The 16,941-nt window shown below is 66.2% G+C and carries 18 protein-coding genes; 9 read left to right on the top strand and 9 right to left on the bottom strand.

Annotation, left to right across the window (positions count from 1 at the left end; genetic code table 11):
* A partial coding sequence (locus BST44_RS27110) for a helix-turn-helix domain-containing protein (RefSeq protein WP_083179908.1) occupies positions 1–870 on the top strand: 870 nt, incomplete at its 5' end.
* Here BST44_RS27110 and BST44_RS30210 read toward each other — a convergent pair.
* A complete protein-coding gene (locus tag BST44_RS30210; protein ID WP_007172490.1) occupies positions 867–1,040 on the bottom strand; it encodes a hypothetical protein in 174 nt (57 codons plus the stop codon). The genes BST44_RS27110 and BST44_RS30210 overlap by 4 nt on opposite strands.
* 659 nt (positions 1,041–1,699) lie before the next feature.
* Here BST44_RS30210 and mobF point away from each other — a divergent pair.
* Positions 1,700–4,510, top strand: coding sequence for a MobF family relaxase (gene mobF / locus BST44_RS27105; RefSeq protein WP_007172489.1), 2,811 nt, complete (start codon positions 1,700–1,702; stop codon positions 4,508–4,510).
* 386 nt (positions 4,511–4,896) lie between these two features.
* Positions 4,897–6,459: a multicopper oxidase family protein gene (locus BST44_RS27100; protein WP_050790183.1), complete on the top strand. Its 1,563-nt coding sequence runs from the start codon at positions 4,897–4,899 to the stop codon at positions 6,457–6,459.
* 201 nt (positions 6,460–6,660) lie between these two features.
* Here BST44_RS27100 and BST44_RS27095 read toward each other — a convergent pair whose 3' ends face one another.
* From BST44_RS27095 to BST44_RS27065, 7 genes are all read right to left on the bottom strand, one after another.
* Positions 6,661–7,284, bottom strand: a complete 624-nt coding sequence (locus BST44_RS27095) for a DUF5134 domain-containing protein (RefSeq protein ID WP_007172486.1) — start codon at positions 7,282–7,284, stop codon at positions 6,661–6,663.
* 67 nt (positions 7,285–7,351) lie between these two features.
* Positions 7,352–9,646: a copper-translocating P-type ATPase gene (locus BST44_RS27090; RefSeq protein ID WP_142274718.1), complete on the bottom strand. Its 2,295-nt coding sequence runs from the start codon at positions 9,644–9,646 to the stop codon at positions 7,352–7,354.
* A 61-nt stretch (positions 9,647–9,707) separates the two neighbouring features.
* Positions 9,708–10,010 (bottom strand): DUF1490 family protein, encoded by a 303-nt coding sequence (locus BST44_RS27085; RefSeq protein ID WP_040624440.1) that lies wholly within the window; start codon positions 10,008–10,010, stop codon positions 9,708–9,710.
* Positions 10,011–10,745: 735 nt separating this feature from the next.
* On the bottom strand, positions 10,746–11,066 hold the full coding sequence (locus BST44_RS27080) for a four-helix bundle copper-binding protein (protein ID WP_007172483.1): 321 nt from the start codon (positions 11,064–11,066) through the stop codon (positions 10,746–10,748).
* A 678-nt stretch (positions 11,067–11,744) separates the two neighbouring features.
* Positions 11,745–12,317, bottom strand: coding sequence for a recombinase family protein (locus tag BST44_RS27075; RefSeq protein WP_040624434.1), 573 nt, complete (start codon positions 12,315–12,317; stop codon positions 11,745–11,747).
* Between the two features lie 445 nt (positions 12,318–12,762).
* A complete protein-coding gene (locus BST44_RS27070; RefSeq protein ID WP_142274717.1) occupies positions 12,763–13,221 on the bottom strand; it encodes a hypothetical protein in 459 nt (152 codons plus the stop codon).
* Positions 13,218–13,835 carry a ParA family protein gene (locus tag BST44_RS27065; protein ID WP_007172479.1) on the bottom strand — a complete coding sequence of 206 codons (618 nt, stop codon included), beginning with the start codon at positions 13,833–13,835 and terminating at the stop codon, positions 13,218–13,220. The genes BST44_RS27070 and BST44_RS27065 overlap by 4 nt, the downstream gene beginning before the upstream one ends.
* Positions 13,836–13,923: 88 nt before the next feature.
* Here BST44_RS27065 and BST44_RS27060 point away from each other — a divergent pair, with 88 nt between their 5' ends.
* From BST44_RS27060 to BST44_RS30555, 4 genes are all read left to right on the top strand, one after another.
* Positions 13,924–14,184: a hypothetical protein gene (locus BST44_RS27060; protein WP_007172478.1), complete on the top strand. Its 261-nt coding sequence runs from the start codon at positions 13,924–13,926 to the stop codon at positions 14,182–14,184.
* A 3-nt stretch (positions 14,185–14,187) separates the two neighbouring features.
* On the top strand, positions 14,188–14,598 hold the full coding sequence (locus BST44_RS27055; RefSeq protein ID WP_083179907.1) for a putative toxin-antitoxin system toxin component, PIN family: 411 nt from the start codon (positions 14,188–14,190) through the stop codon (positions 14,596–14,598).
* 394 nt (positions 14,599–14,992) lie between these two features.
* Positions 14,993–15,295 (top strand): ribbon-helix-helix protein, CopG family, encoded by a 303-nt coding sequence (locus tag BST44_RS27050; protein WP_007172476.1) that lies wholly within the window; start codon positions 14,993–14,995, stop codon positions 15,293–15,295.
* A 39-nt stretch (positions 15,296–15,334) separates the two neighbouring features.
* Positions 15,335–15,493 (top strand): hypothetical protein, encoded by a 159-nt coding sequence (locus tag BST44_RS30555; protein ID WP_007172475.1) that lies wholly within the window; start codon positions 15,335–15,337, stop codon positions 15,491–15,493.
* A gap of 120 nt (positions 15,494–15,613) precedes the next feature.
* Here the strand turns inward: BST44_RS30555 and BST44_RS27045 are convergent, their stop codons facing one another.
* On the bottom strand, positions 15,614–15,955 hold the full coding sequence (locus tag BST44_RS27045; RefSeq protein WP_007172474.1) for a hypothetical protein: 342 nt from the start codon (positions 15,953–15,955) through the stop codon (positions 15,614–15,616).
* Between the two features lie 101 nt (positions 15,956–16,056).
* On the opposite strand from BST44_RS27045, the gene BST44_RS27040 reads away from it, so the two are divergent.
* Entirely contained in the window at positions 16,057–16,263 is a 207-nt protein-coding gene (locus BST44_RS27040) for a hypothetical protein (protein ID WP_007172473.1), read from the top strand.
* 274 nt (positions 16,264–16,537) lie between these two features.
* Positions 16,538–16,941 (top strand): helix-turn-helix domain-containing protein (locus BST44_RS30725; RefSeq protein ID WP_244184961.1); only part of this gene is annotated, 404 nt, incomplete at its 3' end.

Genomic DNA, 16,941 nt, shown 5'->3' with positions numbered 1-16,941 from the left:
GCCGACACCGGCTACAGCGTGCGCACCGTGCAGCGCGCCGATACGGTGCTGCGGCTGTTGGGGGTGGCCTCCGAGGTGCTGCGCGGTCGCCAGCGCACCCGCATGGAGCGGCTGGCCTCTTGGCGGGTAGGCGACCGGGGGCGCGGCTGGGCCAGTGTGTGGGCGCTGCACGACAACCGGCAGCTCACCGGCTTGGTGTCTCGGCTGTCACCCCACCCGCGTAGCGGTCCCGTTAGGGATAAAAACTCACCTAACCAGGTGGTTACTACCGGCACCGGTGGCCCTACGGGCCGCCGGCAGGGCGGCGCGACGCGCCGCCGAGCACCGGACGCCAGAGGGGCAGCGCTGGCGGCCGCGTGGCGCGCCGATTCCCATGCCCCGCCGTGGGCGCGCCGGCACAGCGCGGCGGCGTGGGCGGCGATCCTCGCCGGGCCGGCCGCGCACGGCTGGAGCCCGCGCGATCTCAACGCGCTGATCGGCGACTGGGCGGGAGTGAGCGGGCGGCGGATTCCGGATGCTCCGCACAAGCCGATCGGGCTGTTGGGGGCGATGCTGGCCTGGCATGGCGCTGAGCGTCTCAACCAGCGTCCGGCCGCCCTCGACGAAGCGCGGGACGCCGCGCAGCGCGCCGCGCACCAGGCGCACCTGACCGCGCAGCGCGCCGCCCACGCCGAACATGAGCGCGGCCGCGCCGCCGGCCGCGCCGCGCTGGGCAGTGCCGGGCATACCGCCGCGCGGGCCGCCGCGGCCGCTGCGGCGCGCCGCAGCGCCCACAAACGCGCGGATGCCGCCGCCCACGATGCCGCGCGGGTGGCGGCCGCCGTTGAAGCGGCCCGCACGCCTCAACCCGGGCCCGGGCCGCGCGGTTAGTGGGGGCCGGCGCTGTCGAAGCTTGGGCCGCCGCGGTGATCCCCGCACACCACGTCCAGGCGCGGCAGCCGCGGCAACGGGGTCCCGTACACCAGCCAGTCGAGTACGCGCTCACTGCCGGGCTGGGCGCGGCGCACCAACAGCTCGGTCAATGCCGTCTCATAGTTCATCGGTTTGCCTCGTTTCGCCGCGGGCGGTCGGCGTTCTTCATCGTCCAACCGGTGATGCCCAACCCGGCTTCGCCGCGACGTGTTTGGGGCGCCCGGTATGCGGCTGCTGTCGGATGCCCACTCGACGTGTTAGCCGGCCTAACCGTGGTCGGGAAATCCGATTGTTAGGTGTGCTTAGCAGTGTCGGGTGTGGGCGGGGTGGGTGATGGCGGTGAGGTAGTCGGCCATGTTGGTTTTGCCGGGCGGCGAAGGCGACCAGGCGGGTGATGTCGTCGGCGCTGGGATGCCAGCCCGACAGCACGTTGGTGGCGATGGCGTTTGCGCACCGCGCGCTGATCGGCCGGCGGCAGGGGGCAGGCCGGCGGAGAGGTCGTCGACGCGCCGCCACAAGCGTCGCCAGCTCCGCATCCTCGTCCACCGTCACCTTTGCTATCCAACCCTTCCGCAGGTTTATCCCACCCGCTTTTCTGCCGAATCTCCCGCCTACCTGGGCTTCCTTCAGCCTCTGCCGCACCCGTGCCCAGCAAACCTTTTGCTCCTACCTGCGTGTCGCTATGGCACATTTGCACAAGGGGTGCAAGGGTGGTTGGTGGCCGCCTGCCAGGCAAATTCTCCCCTGGTTTGGTGGGCGGCCCGAAAACGGTTGAGGCGGTGGGGTTGTGTTGACGATTGCGAAGTTGTCGCGGTGGTCGGTGAATTACTACAACGACACTGCGCGGGCGGCCGGTCAGGCGGCTGCGGATTTGCAGCGGGCGGGTGGTGGGTTGGGTGAGTATTACGGCGAGCATGACACCCGCACCCCGGTGTGGACGTGTGTCGGGGACGCGCGGGCCGCGGCCGAAATGGTGGGGCTGAGCGATGTGGCGCGCGCCGGCGGGGTGGCCGATCCCGACGTGGTGGCGCGCTGGCTCGATGACGGCGCCGCCCCGAGTGGGGAGTGTGGTCGCGGGTTCGGCAAGGGCAGTGTGCATGGGTTTGATTTGACGTTTTGCGCGCCCAAGTCGGTGTCGTTGTTGCGGGCGGTGCGCGGTGATGATGTGGTCGATAAAGCGGTCCTGGACGCGCACACCACCGCGATCACAGAAGCCATGGAGTACCTCGCCGCGCACGCCGGCTACAGCCGAATCCACAACCCGCTCACCGGGGAGAAGGACCTCATCAGGTTGCCGGGGTTGGTGGCGGCGGCCTATCAGCACGAGACCAGCCGGTCCGGGGATCCGCACCTGCACACCCATGTGCTGGTCCCGAATCGTCAGCCCCGCGCCGATGGGCGGCTGGTGTCGCTGGATGGGACGTCGCTGTATCACGAAGCCAAAGCTGCCGGGATCATCTATCAGGCCACCCTGCGCCGCGAGCTGCACCTGTCACTCGGGGTGGAGTGGGCGCCGGTGGATCCGGGTACGGGGATGGCCGAGATCGCCGCCTTTACGCGTGCGAGTGTGCGGGCCTGGTCGCGGCGCTCCACCCAGTTGCGGGAATGGGCCACCAACAATTTGGCCGTCGTCGACCCCACTATCGGGATCAGTGCGGCGCAGTTGGCGGCCGCGCAGAAAGCCACCCGGCCCCGCAAACCCGAATCCCTTTCCTGGGCTGAGCTGCGGGAGCAGTGGCGTGGCGATGGGCGCGGGTTGGTGCTGGATCGCGCCGCACATGAGGCCGCTGCGGTGGCGCGGCGCGCCACCGCGGCCGCGGGTGGGGTGCGGGCGCGCCTAGTTGCGGCCGCGGCCGGGTTGGACAAGGCGGCGTTTACCCGCGCGGATCTGATCGAAGTGGTCGCCGCGCAGATTCCGGTGGATCTGGACGCCCCGCCGCGGATGATCGCCGAGACCGCAGTCGACCAGATCGGAGTAAGGGTTTCCGCGCCGCGGTTAGCGCACCACCGGGAAGGCTCGCAGCGGTTCACGCTATCGGAGTTTTTGGCTGAGGAAGCCGCGCTGCTCGCCCTGGTCGACGCCACCGACCCACGTGCTGCGTTGTGGGTGCGCGACGACACCCACGCCGCCGGGTTGTCGGTGGATCAGGGGCGGGCGGTGCGCGTGATCGCCGAAACCGACCACCTGGTGTGTCCGCTGTCGGCGCCGGCCGGGGCGGGGAAAACCACCTCGATGCGCGCCCTGCGCACCCTGGCCCGCCAGCGCCACGGCGTGAAGGTGATCGTGGTGGCGCCGACCGGGCGGGCGGTGGACGTCGCGGTGCGGGAAGGTGCCGGCGACACCGGCTACACCGTCGCCAAGGCCCTGAAGTCACTGCAGGACGGCAGCCTCACACTCGGGCACTTGGACCTGGTGGTCGTCGACGAGGCCGCCATGATCGGCACCCCCCACCTGCACCGGTTGTTGTCGGCGACGACGGCCGCGCACTGCAAGACCGTGCTCGTCGGCGACGCCCACCAACTCGCCCCGGTCAAGGCCCGCGGCGGCATGTTCGCCCAACTCTGTGCGGATCTGCCCTGGACCCAGCGGCTCTCGGAGGTGTGGCGGATGACCGATCCGGCCGAGCGTTCGGCGTCGCTGGCGTTGCGCGACGGCGGCCCAGCCCCGGTCCGGCGCGCCATCGGCTGGTACCGCAGCCATGGCCGGCTGCACACCGGGGATCAGATCGCGATGGCGTCTGACGCCCTGGACTCCTACCGGGCTGATGTGGCGGCCGGCAAAGACGCCCTGCTGCTCTGCGACACCGTCGAGATGGCGGATGCGCTCAACCGGCGCATCCACGACCACACCATCGGCCCTGATGCTGAAACAGTGACCGCGGGGCGGGGGCATCGCATCGCCGAGGGCGATGTGATCGTGTCGCGGCGTAACGAACCCGGCATCGCGGTGCACGACGCCGCCGACATCAAAATTCCGGCGGATCCGGTGCGTAACGGGCAACGCTGGACCGTGTTCGCCGTCGACCCCACTCATGACCGCATCGCCGCCCGCAGGTTGGATGACGGGGCCCGGGCGGTGTTCAGCGGCGACTACCTGCGTGAGCACGTCACCTATGGCTATGTGGTCACCGTGCACTCGGCCCAAGGCGTCACCGCCGACACCACGCATGCCGTGCTGGCCGAGACGACCAGCCGCAACCTGCTCTACGTGGCGCTGACCCGCGGCCGGGCGGCCAACCACGTCTATCTGCACGACCGCCAGGCCGGCGAAGGCGACCACGAACACCAAGAGACCCCCGGGATTCACACCTTGCGCCGCGGCACCCCCAGCGAGGCCGCCCAGCACGTGCGCGCCATCCTGGCCCACCGCGACGACCAAGCCCGCACCGCCCACGACATCGCCAACCTGACTGACCGCGACCAGCTCCCCGAGCGTGCCCAGGACTTCCTTGACCGGCGTGCCAGCGCGGTGCAGGCCCGCCATACTGCCTACCGGTCACGCCACCACCCCCACCCGAGATACGACCGTCACCGCACCCTGCAACGGATCCGCGACCGCGAGCGCGAACGTGGCCAGGATTACGGGCTCGAGCTGTAAAGCCGCCGTCCGGCGGGCCAAAAAGGCACACAGCAGGCGGCACAGCCGGCCTCGCGGCCTTGGCCACGGTGGACCCTGGCCTGCCTCGCGCGCACTGCGACACCGCTGTCGGTGTTACGGCTGGCGATGGACTGGACCTTATTCTCGGTGCGGGTCAACGCATGGACCAGCTGTCGATGACGAGGTGCTCGCCGGAACCGCTCAACATGGCTTAACCAGCAGTCGGCGACACGGCTTCACTACGCTTTGCACGCGTTGGGGCAGTCCGGCACAGTTAGTGGGCATTCTGCAGCATTCAACCGTCTTCGTGGCGACGGCGGATCTGCCGGTGCCGTTGGCGATACCTCATACGCTGCGTGGGTAACGTAAAGCGTTGGAGGTTGGGGATGTCAGCGGAGTCTGGGTCGGGTGAACGCAATGCTGTGTCGCGCCGCCGTGCGTTGCAGCTCGGCGGTGGGTTGGCGGTTGCCGGTATTGGTGCCGCCTGTAGCAGCACCGGCACCAAGGGTGCTGGCGGCGCAGAGATCGGGCCGACGTCAGCGCAGGTGGCCGGCTACGCGGCGGCGCAGCAGCGTCGATACCCGCAAGGGCGGGTCATCGATCACACGCTGAGCGCGGCTCCCGGCGCCCTCGACATCGGTGGCACGATCAGCCAGGGGTGGACCTATAACGGGCAAATGCCTGGCCCGATCCTGCGCGGTGCCGTAGGGGATCGGCTCAGGGTGCAGGTCCACAACGGTCTGCCGGAGCCGACCACGGTCCATTGGCATGGGTTGGCGGTCCCCAACGACATGGACGGCGTGCCACGAGTGACCCAGCCGCCGATCGACGCAGGTCGCGACTTTCGCTATGAGTTCGTGTTGCCCGAGCCGGGCACCTACTGGTATCACTCGCATGCCAATCTGCAACGCGGCCGGGGCCTGTACGGGGCACTGCTGATCGATGAACCCAACGAGCCCGGTGACTACGATGTCGAGTTCACCGTGCTGCTCGCCGACTGGCTCCTCGACGCCACTCCGCCGCAGGTGTTCTCTGCGCTCAAGCGTGGCGGCCGCCGGAGCGGTGCGCCCTCGGGCGGCCCGTCTCCCGATGAAGGCGCATCACGGACGTGGGAGATACCTGCCATGGGTGCGATGCCCTCGCCGCTACTGGGAAGTGACAGCGGCGATGTGCGTTTTCCGGTGTACCTGCTCAACGGTAGGCAACCGAGCGCGCCGGTCACGCTGACGGCCAAGCCAAGCCAGCGGGCCCGGATCCGGGTGATCAACGCCGCCCAGGACACCGTTTTCCGGGTAGCGCTGGGCGGACACCGCATCACGGTCACCCACAGTGACGGGTGGCCGGTGGTGCCGGTGGACGGGGATGCGGTGCTGATCGGCATGGGCGAACGTTATGACCTGCGCACCACGCTGGCCGACGGCGTCTTCCCCTTGGTGGCCGCCGCCGAAGGCAAGAACGCGCGCGCATTCGGGCTGGTGCGCACCGGTGCCGGTGCTGCACCGGCACCAACCGTGACGCCGCCGCAGCTCTCCGGCCGGGTGCTGACGCTGATCGACCTCATCGCCGCGCCCTCGGTCCGGCTGCCCGCCAAAAAAATTGACACATCGTTGAGCGGCAAGCTGGGCGGCGACATGCAGCGCTACGACTGGACCATCAACGGCCGCTCGTATCCCAAAGATGAGCCCCTTGTAGTGCATCCCGGGCAGCGCGTGCGGTTGACCTTCAGCAACGAAAAGGCCATGTATCACCCGATGCACCTGCACGGACACACTTTTGCCGTCGCACGCCCCGACTGGGCCGGGCCCCGCAAAGACACCGTGATTGTGTTGCCAGGCCAGAACGTGGTGGTCGACTTCGATACTGACAACCCGGGCCAGTGGTTTACCCACTGCCACAACGAATACCACCTGGCTGCCGGCATGGCCACGGTCGTTTCCTACCGCACCTAGGCCGTATTCAAACCTGTATTTCAGCGGGTAGCTAACGACACTTCACCGTCGGGCACGATTCACACGAGCGACCGGACCAGCGTTGCTGCGGAGCCCCCAGATGTGTGTGCGGTAAAGGATAGATTCGCTGGCTTATCACCTGATACCGCGGGGCAACGCAGCGACGTTGGTCGGCGACCTGTTCGGCCTCTGACCACAAGCTCAGATCGCGAATAGCGCAGCGAGGAACAGGACGGCCATGCCGGCTGCGAGTGCCGCCTGAGCGAGATTCCCCATCGACCGACGGTGGGGTATGGCGTGCGCCCGCGCGATGATCAAGTACTTGCCTGTCCAGAAAGCTGCTGCGATCGCGAAAATGACGGCACCGAGCCAGTTCACCACGGAGAACCATGGGGGCGCTCCGCCGTTTGCCGGCCCGTTCATCGCCGCCACATGCATGCCCGACATCGAGACACTCGGCTGAGCGCTTAAGTGGCCGGACAACATGGAGCCGTTCATGTCGGCGTACATCCATGCCGTGGCGAGCATCATCACCACGTGATATGCGTACAACAGGCGCGAGCCAGGCGATCGGGCCACAGTAATTCCGATCGCCGTGAACCACGCAGCCGCCAGCAGGAAAAAGACGGCGGGTCCGGTCGAGGGTGACTGTGTGCTCCACGGCCAGGCCATCACCGCCATCCCGACTGCCATCAGGAAATGCAAACTGTGGCTCACCACCACTGTCCACGGGCGGCGTCCGGTGAGGATCGGGAGAGCACATTCGATGGCGCCCAGCGCGAACAACCCTGTGACGACCCAGCGGAGTAGTAGGTCGTGGATCATCCGGTAGGCGGCCGCTCGGATCCCGGGGAATTATCCGGTTGTGGATCGACTATGCACGGTGTTGCGGTCATGTGTCGCGGCCGAAGCGCCGGAGCCGCAGCGAATTGGTCACCACGCTGACCGAGGACAGGCCCATCGCGGCACCCGCCACGACGGGGTTCAGCAATCCGAGCGCGGCCAGTGGTATGGCGGCGGTGTTGTAGCCGAAGGCCCAGCCGAGGTTTTGGTGGATGGTGCGCAGGGTCTGGCGCGAGAGCTGGATTGATCGCACCACGCCGTCGAGCCGGTCGGACATCAGCGTGATGTCTGAGGCCTCGATGGCCACGTCGGTGCCGGTGCCGATGGCGATGCCCAGATCGGCCTGCACCAGCGCGGGAGCATCGTTGACGCCGTCGCCGATCATGGCGACCAGCTTGCCCTCGTCCTGGAGCCGCCGGATCTCGTTGACCTTGTCTTCGGGCAAAACCTCGGCCAGCACCCGGTCGATGCCGACCTGATTGGCGATGGCGCCCGCTGTGCGGGCGTTGTCACCGGTGATCATGATGACCTGCAGTCCCATCGTGTGCAGTTGGCGGACCACGTCGACGGCGTCGTCTTTGATCGTGTCAGCCACCGCGAGCACGCCTACCACTCGGTCGTCGCGGCCGACGAACACCGCGGTGCGGCCTTGCCCTTCCAGCTCGGCGACCGCAGCCGCGAGATGCTCGGGCAGACGCAGGTCGTTTTCGTCGACGAGCTTGCGTCGCCCGACCAGCACGGTCTGGCCGTCGACTTCGGCGCGCACGCCGTGGCCGGCCACATTGGTGAACGACGCCGCAGCCGGAATCTCAAGGCCGCGCTCGCGCGCACCGGCGACGATGGCCGCGCCGATGGGATGCTCGGAGCCGGATTCGACCGCAGCGGCGATCTGGAGTACCAGATCGCTTTTTTGCCGTTTGTCGGCGATGACATCGGTGAGTTGCATCTGGCCGCGGGTCAGGGTGCCGGTCTTGTCGAACACCACGGTGTCGATCTTTTTCGACGCCTCCAGCACCTCGCCGCCTTTGACCAGAATTCCCATTTCCGCACCACGACCGGTGCCGGCGATGATCGCCGTCGGGGTGGCCAGGCCCAGCGCGCACGGGCAGGCGATGATCAGCACCGAGACCGCCGCGGTCATGCCCGCGATCGGGTTGGCCGCGATCAACGTCCACCCGGCGAACGTCAGAACAGCCACACCAAGGACGGCGGGCACGAACACCGCCGAAACCCGGTCGGCCAGCCGCTGCACCGGGGCTTTACCGCCCTGGGCCTGCTCGACCAGGCGCACGATCTGGGCCAGCGCGGTGTCGGCGCCCACGGCGGTGGCGCGCACGGTCAGCCGCCCGTCGGTGTTGACGGTGGCCCCGGCAACCCGGTCGCCCACTGTTTTCTCCACCGGCATCGATTCGCCGGTCAGCATGGACTCATCGACGGCCGCGCGCCCATCGACGATCTCGCCATCGACGGGGATCTTCTCGCCGGGCCGCACCAACAGCAGGTCTCCGACCTGCACCTGCTCGACCGGCACCAGTATTTCTTGGCCGTCGACGAGCAGGCAGGCTTCCTTGGCGCCCATCTCGAGCAGCTTGCTGATCGCCTCGCGGGTTTTGCCGGTGGCCCGTGCCTCGAAATAGCGGCCCAGCACCACGAAGGCGATGATCAGCGCCGCGGTGTCAAAGAACAGCGGCCCACCGGCGAACAACCCGTACGTCGAATAGCCGAAGGCGGTCAGCGTGCCCAGACTGATGAGCGTGTCCATGCCCGCGGACCCTGCCCGCGCTTGCTGCACGGCCCCCACCAAAAAGGGCCACCCGGCCACGAACTGCACCGGCACCGTCGCCGCGAACGCTAACCACCCCGCCCAGGCGCCGCCGAACAGCATCGGCGCTGCCATCGACAGCAGTCCCAACGGTAGGGCCAGCCACACCCGCCGTAACCATTTGCGCTGCTCGCCCTTGGCGTCGGCGACCGGCGCGCCATGACACGACGGCGCCGGCTGATGACAGCTGCCCCCGCCGGTGGCCTCGGAGGTATCGGTCTCTGTGGACACGCCCAGCAAGCGCAAGAGCCCGCCGGTAATCCTTGCCACCACACCGGTTTCGCCCACACTCGCCGAGTATGGGGCGCGTGTGGGCACCGACTCGGCAGGGATGTGCTGGGCCTCGGCGATCGCCGACAGTGCAGCGGCGGTGTCGCAGTCGTCGGGCAAATACCAGATCACCACCGAGCCCGACCGAGGATAGGCCTGCACGGCGCGCACCCCAGCCACCTGGGCGACCGTCTCCTCGATCGCCACCGCTCGCACCGCGTCCATCTCAAACCCGCTGGCGCGCACCCGCATCCGCCCGCCTCCTTGGGAGACAACCTTGAGCGTGACCCCGACGTCAGCGCTGCCGAGAGTTTTAGTGGCAACCATTGCCGGCCTCATGGGTCGCGGCTGGAGTCGGGTCCACTACCGTCGGCGGTGGCACTCGTTCTCCGAGACGATCCGCCGCCTCGGCGAACACGTCGGCCGTCGCCAACCGCGCTTTCTCGGCGGCTTGTTTGGTCTTGCGCGCGGTCGTGCGCGTGGCCTGCAGACCCACAGCGGTAGCGCCCACCGTCACCTTCCGCCACGGAGCCTTCGCCAACGCCTCATACGCCGCAGCCCCGACCACGCCGGTCACCACGGTGGGCACCGCCTTCGCCAAAAGTCCCTGCCACATCTTGAACACTTCCTTTCAATCATCGACCTTCATTGGATGCAGGTGGTTCACAGTCCGGGTTGCTCTCGCACACGGCGCTGGCAGCCGCCGATTACGTATTGCGGCTTCCCGCCTCACTCCCACTACACATCACGGCCGTGCCGCCGGCGGCACGGCCGTGATGTGTAGTGGCTTTAGGTGTGCGGTGACGGCATTTATTCGAGTCACTTGCTAGTTGATTCAGACCGTGCTGCTCCTGACAACAAGTAGGTTTTGACGACAAACTCGACAATTTGGTCGGCGCCGTCGTCGAATCGCCTGTCAGTCGTTCGATTTTGCGCAAGCGTTTGGTGTAGCTGTCTTTGTGCGCGACATATCCATATGGACCGGGTAACTGTCCAGAGTCGCTGGTTGTCATGTTGTCGACCTCAGGCTTGCCGGGCCAGCCTTGGATAACCGCGGCCACCGAGTGCTCAAGCAATCGGCCACCCGGATGCGGACGCGCGGGTCGGTCGAGGTCACGAGGCCAGTGTACCTACCCCTAGGGGGTATACAAGGTCGGGCGGTGACACCAGCCTTCCCCTCCAACATCGGCCGTCACTACGAGCGATGTCTCTCCCGCAGAATGAGGGCGGGTTATTCGACGGTCAGGTGTTCGCTGTCCAAAAACATCAGGCCGCCGGCGTCCAGCGCGACTGCCCACCGTCGCGCCGGATCCGAGATGTGAGCCGGTAAGGCCGGGTCAGTGAAGGAGGATCAGGCCATCGCCCGGCACTCCTGAGCGCAGCTGCGGCAGGCCGCCGCGCACGTGCGGCAGTAATCGTTGTCGTGCTTGTCGCACTCGGCCGCACACGCATCACAAATCTCGGCGCACAGCTGGCATAACCGAGACGCCCACTTCGACCCGCGGGACACCAGCGTCACACACGCCCCGCAAATCGCTGCGCAGTCGAGACATAACCGGGCGCAGTCGGCCATCTTCGTGTCATTGACGCAGCAGTTGTAGGCGCACGCCTCACACGCCTCCTGACACTCCGCACACGCGTCCAAACAGGCCTTGTTCGTCGCTACCGCCATGACAGAACCTTCCTCTACTTGTTGTGAGACAACAAAATTCGGCACAATCCACCGCTAGGTAGCGGTGCACGGCTTCGAGAGAACCCGCTTCAAGTGCCATCGACTACGTTAGACCGTAAGCCGCCCGGTGAACATCTGTCCACAGTGTGGACTAATGTTGTTGACATACACCGTTGGCGTTTCGCAGGTCCAAGCGGGTAAAACCAAAAGGAGTTGCACCATGAACCTCAAGAAAGTCGCGGCCCAAGCCGCAATCGCTAGCGCGCTTGGCTTTTCCGCCATCGGCCTAGCCGCGGTCGCGAACGCCGCCCCGGCCCCACAGGATGTGCCGGGCGCGGTCCACTACGCACCGGTTGACGGGTATGGCCCTGGTTGGTGCCCCGGTTGGGGCAACGGCGGTGGCCACGGCGGTGGCCACGGTCGGTAGGGGTTGCTGCAACTGATTAAAGACGGCGGCCTTGCCGAATAGATCGGCAAGGCCGTAGAACTCGACGTCGCGGCCCGATAACCATCAAGGCTTCAGCGCACGCCCCATCTGCACTATGGTCAACAGTGTTGATATTCACCGTTGAGCAACGGTTCCCTTGACAACTGTTCCCATTACTAGAGAAAAGAGACACCCCACGTCCGACTACTCCCCACTCCAAAGCCCCAGGTCGCGAAGTCTCATATCTTGCCTCACTCGGCGCGACTGGAATCTCGCTGTCGATTGAGTGCCCGGTAGACGGTGGACCGTCCGACAAGCAAAGTGCTTGCGATTTCTGGCACCGGTACACCGGCGGCGGCCATTTCCCGTGCATGAGCAAGTCGCTGGCCGCTCAGAGCCATCGGCCGGCCGCCGACTCGTCCTCGTGCTCGTGCGGCGTTGAGCCCGGCCATGGTGCGTTCGTGATTGATGCCGCGCTCGAATTCGGCAAGCGCTCCGAACACGTGCAGCACCAGCCGCCCGGTAGCGCTGTTGGTGTCGATCTCTTCGGCTAACGAGCGCAGGCCCACATTGTGGGCGCTGAGCTCCTCGACCAGATCGAGGAGGTGTGGCAGCGATCGGCCGAGCCGGTCAAGACGAGTGGTGACCACAGTGTCGCCTTCAGTGGCTACCGCAATGAGATCGTCGAGTCCTGGACGGCGCGCCAGGGTTCCCGAGGCCACGTCGGTCCACACCCGCTCGCAGCCGGCCGCGTGCAGTGCGTCGAGTTGGCCGGCGACGCTTTGGTCGCTCGTTGACACCCGTGCATATCCCAGCAACACCACGCATCAGGTGTACCACCCGGCACCGACGGGTTCTGAGAGCCGTTTTCGGGACAAGAAAAGCGCAGGTCGGAATGTGGACGACCCGATGTCCCGAAAACCTTCGTTATCGGGACGGTCGGAATCTCCTATGTCAGGACGTCGCGCTATACATCTGACCAGGCATATAGTCAGTGATGCCTACGGCAATAGCCTTCAGGAAGTGAGCCCGAGACCCGGCCGGACGACCGTGGCGCTCGGGCTTCGCGCTTTGTAGGCAACGATTCACGCGCGCCGGACCTCAACGGTGGACCTGACGCTGGCACGCCACAGATTGCCTTTTTGCCGGGCGGTGACGGCGCCAAGACCGCAACCCTCCGGTTAACGGCTGACGAGCATTACCTCAGATTGCTGATAGCCACACATACGCACGTCAATATAGATGCACATATGTACTTCCATATTCGCATTACGCGAGGTCCTGGTGTGCCCAGAGGATCGCCGTCACCACTAGGGCTTGCACGCTGGTGTCCTCGTCGGCCGCCAATCTTTTCAGTGTCCGGTGTATGCCGCGGGGCAGGTCAAGCGTCGTTCGTGCCCCGCTACTCGCACGTCGATGCTCCATCGAGGCCGCCGCTAGCCCTGCTGCGTCCTGCAGCGCTGCGCTGATAGCGGCTCGAATCAGTTCCGTCATGGTGGTGTCTGAGTCCAGGGCGCGGCGTTTGAGCCCCGTCCGTAGGGCCGGGGCCAGATGCAGCGTGGTGCGCATCGCCTCGTGCGGCCCAGCCGTTCGCCCCGCCGGTTGATCGAAGCGCTCCTCGGTGGCGCTTTGAAACGTGCTCGCCGCCCTGGCCGCTGCTGCGGCTCCGGTCGGCCGGCGAATCACCGATGCGCGCACAGTATCTGCCGTCGAGGGCTTCGCTGTCATACCGTTATCTCCTTTTCAAGCCCTACCGATGCCAGCAGCTCGTCGAAAACGTCGCTGTAATCGCCTAAATACCGCGGAATCCCGCGACCGAACGACCGCTCGATCGCGGTCAGGTTCCGCACGATGTTGCGCAGCACCGGCGCGTTCGCCTCAATCAAGCCGCGCGGCATCTCCACCGCCTCCACTTTCCGCATGTCGACGAGGGTCAGCAGGACCGTCGTCGACCGGTGCGCGGTGATATCGAGCGTCGGCCATACCCGGTCAATATCCGCCGCGCGCGGCCCGGTCGGAATGATCACCAGGTCGGCGGCGTCGATCGCCGCGTCGATTGCGGCGGCCGTCCCCGGCGGTGTGTCCACCAGGATCAACTCACCTGGCTGGCTAGGCAGCTCCCGCAACCCTGCTGCGGTCGCCGGGACCACATCGAACGGCAGTGGTGTGCCCAGATGCGCCGCCCGATCCGCCCACGACGATGCCGACCCCTGCGGGTCGGCATCCACCACCCGCGTGGGCATACCCCGACGCACCGCAGCCGCGGCCAAGAACATGCAGGTCGTCGTTTTAGCGACGCCGCCCTTTGTGTGCACAAGTGACCAAATCACGATCCAAACCATACATCCATATACGCATCTAGATGCGTAGGTGCGCCCTAAGGGGGTGGGATGGTGTTGCTCAATCAGTTTTTCTGTCAAAATGGCATCTATGACGCGAAAGAAGACGACCGTCTACATCGACGAGGCTCTGTTGCGTGCAGCGAAGGTAGCCGCTGCACGGTCAGGCAAGCGCGAATACGAGGTCTTCGAGGACGCGTTGAAGCGGCATCTGGGATTCGCCGGAACCGTCGAGCGGATCTGGGCCGGCATCAGCCCCGAGGACGCGCCAGGCGAGGAGGACGCTGCACGGCTCGCCACCGAAGAGCTAGCTGCGGTACGGGCAGAGCGTTCGCCGCGCAGGGCGGGCTGAGCCCTGGACGAACCACTGCGAGTTGTCATCGACCCCAACGTGTGGGTATCGGCGGTGATCAACCCGTACGGCACTCCCGCTCGAGTTGTGGAGGCCGTAGCAGACGACGCGATCACCGCAGTTGTGAGCCAGCACCTGCTCGATGAACTCGCCGCCGTCCTGATCCGGCCCAAGTTCCGGCGCTGGATCAGCGTCGCCGACGCGATCGCTTTCGTCGAAAGTCTTGGTGGCCATGCCGATCTGCGCGACGACCCGGGCCCACCCATGGCAAGAGTGCGGGATCCCGACGACGACTACCTGGTCGCACTCGCCGAAGCAGCCGATGCAGTGATCGTCACCGGTGACGACGATCTACTGACTGCCCAAATCGAACCGGTGGCGATCACGCCCGCCCAGCTCCTCGCGCGCCTCTGACACCGTCCATATGCGCGTCCATAAGTGCGTGCATATGTCTACACATATCCGCATTACGCCAGATCAACATCCCTATGACGCCTTCCTGATGCACCATGAGCCCTTTCTCGCCTGTGATTGTGGTGAACGTGGTGGTGGTGGCTGTCAAGGCCACACCGCTACCGCGGTCGACCATGGTCGAGCCATTGACAGCAACCACCACCACGCACAGAAGCGGCCTCTACGAGGAAGGGCAGGAGATGAAAGGCCGCAGTAGCCACCCAACCGCCGGCTGGGTCTTGAGTAAGAAAGCACATGATGTCATACATATGCCATACACTGGGGGGGTGGTGGCTGGTTTGATCTGGCCACCCGAGGCGGTAACTCAGCGCATATACCGTGAAAGGGCCGATCAGTGAGCACCGAACTCAACGACCTACTCAACGAGGCCCGCGAGCTGGAAGACGTCGACAGTTCCGAATACGTCGCCGCGCCGGCCACTCATCCCAACCGCGATAAAGCCGCAATTCTCACCGTCCGGCTCACCGATGACGAAATGGCGCGGCTACGCGCGACCGCCAAAGAACGCGGCCTACCCGTCTCCGCAGTAGTACGCACAGCCATCACCCACGAGCTATCACCACAGCACGACGACGGCACACGCGCGCTCATCACCGCGCTACACGACCACAACCTCACCATCGTCAAAACCCAATAGGAGCTCAAAATGTCGCAACCCCGTCCTACCGTGGGGCTTATGACTCCAGCCGAGCATTGGCAAGCGTGGCTAGACCGCTACGGCGACGATTATGCGACCGATGAGGAGCGCCGCGCCGCCTACCGCGACTTCAAAGCCAACCTGGCATCGCTTACTCAAGCGTTCTCAGCTGGCGACGACGATCACCGCAATCCGTAACGCGGCGCAACTCCTCGCCGCTGACCGTGCTTCCGACTTCGGGTGCCACGTCGGCGGGCGGCAAGCGCGGCGCGAATGTGGCCTCTGTTCATCGGCTTCGGCCTGATAGACGTTCAGCGTCTAGTCATCGGCGCCGGCGTAGGCCCCGGGCTGGGTGTACAGCTCGGCGACCGGTACGTCGGGTAGCACGTCGCACAACACCATCACCAACGCAGAGGTTCGCGCTTGCTGGACCAGCTCGACCTGAGTCTCGTAATCGGGCAGCCGCCAGTTCTGCCGGCCCCATTCGGTGACCGCCCGTTCAGCCCAATCGTCAGCCAGCTCAGCCACGCGCGCCGCAACCTGCTCGGCGGCGTCGTCGATGAACTCCTGACGCTCAGCGTCGTCCCAGCCCGCCGGCAGCCGCAAATGCCGAGCCAGCACCTGGGCCACGAACGCCCGCGGCATTAGGTCCTCGTCCACACCGCAATTATCGGCTGATTTCCGCTGCCCGATCACGAAAACATCACGGGCATGCGGCGTGTCGTTAACAGCTAACCGATTTTCCCGGGCAAGGTTGCAGCATGGCTCAAACGCGCTGCACGCACAAAGGTGACCGCGCCCAAATCGCAACACGGGCCGACCGCATCGTCTACGACTTCATCAAACGCGAGTCCGCCAAACGCGGAATCCCCATGGGCCAGTACGTCGCCGACGTCCTCGCCATCCATGCAGGCCACCCCGAGCTCGTTCGTGAACTCGATAAGGAGGTTATGCCGCTGGCGATGTAAGGCCTTAGCGGGCAACACATCTCAATAGCCGCGCGGAAGTAGCCGCCCCAGAACAGACGAAAACCCCCGGCTAGGCCGAGGGTTCGTCGTGAGCCGAGTTAGCCGCTCGGCTCGGTGGTGCTTTCGCACCATCCCCGAAGGGATTTGCTTGATAGGCAGATCTCACGGTAGCGCATACCTGTCTGCAGTTCCAGATGGCGCGCGCCGTGACATTTCTGAAATTGCTTGCCCGCCGTATCGCGGGTGTTCCTCGTTGCGGCCGCGTCGTGGTGTGGTGTGTACGCGGCCGTGGGCGGCGCGGTTGTCGGCCGCCGCCCACGAGCGGCGCCGGCGATCGGATGCGGCGGTTGTTGCGGCGATCGTGCTCGAGCTCGGTGAGGCCCCCTACGCGGGGGTGCCGTGTTGGAGCGGGCGAGCGCAGCGGTGGGCCACGTTCACGGTTGCGGTGGCTTATGACTGCCGCTATGACACCGCGGTGCGCCCGTTGATGCCGGGCAACCCGATCAGCCGCCGCGCGCTGCTGGCGGTCGCTGCGGCCCGGGCGGGCTATGCCGATTACGGCACCGGGCGGAACTGCCGGCCCTCGAATGAGCGGCTGGCCGCCGACACCGGCTACAGCGTGCGCACCGTGCAGCGCGCCGATACGGTGCTGCGGCTGTTGGGGGTGGCCTCCGAGGT

Origin of the sequence: Mycobacterium scrofulaceum (assembly GCF_002086735.1) — a bacterium.
Classification (GTDB): domain Bacteria; phylum Actinomycetota; class Actinomycetes; order Mycobacteriales; family Mycobacteriaceae; genus Mycobacterium; species Mycobacterium scrofulaceum.
This window is presented reverse-complemented; position numbering and strand designations above follow the sequence as displayed.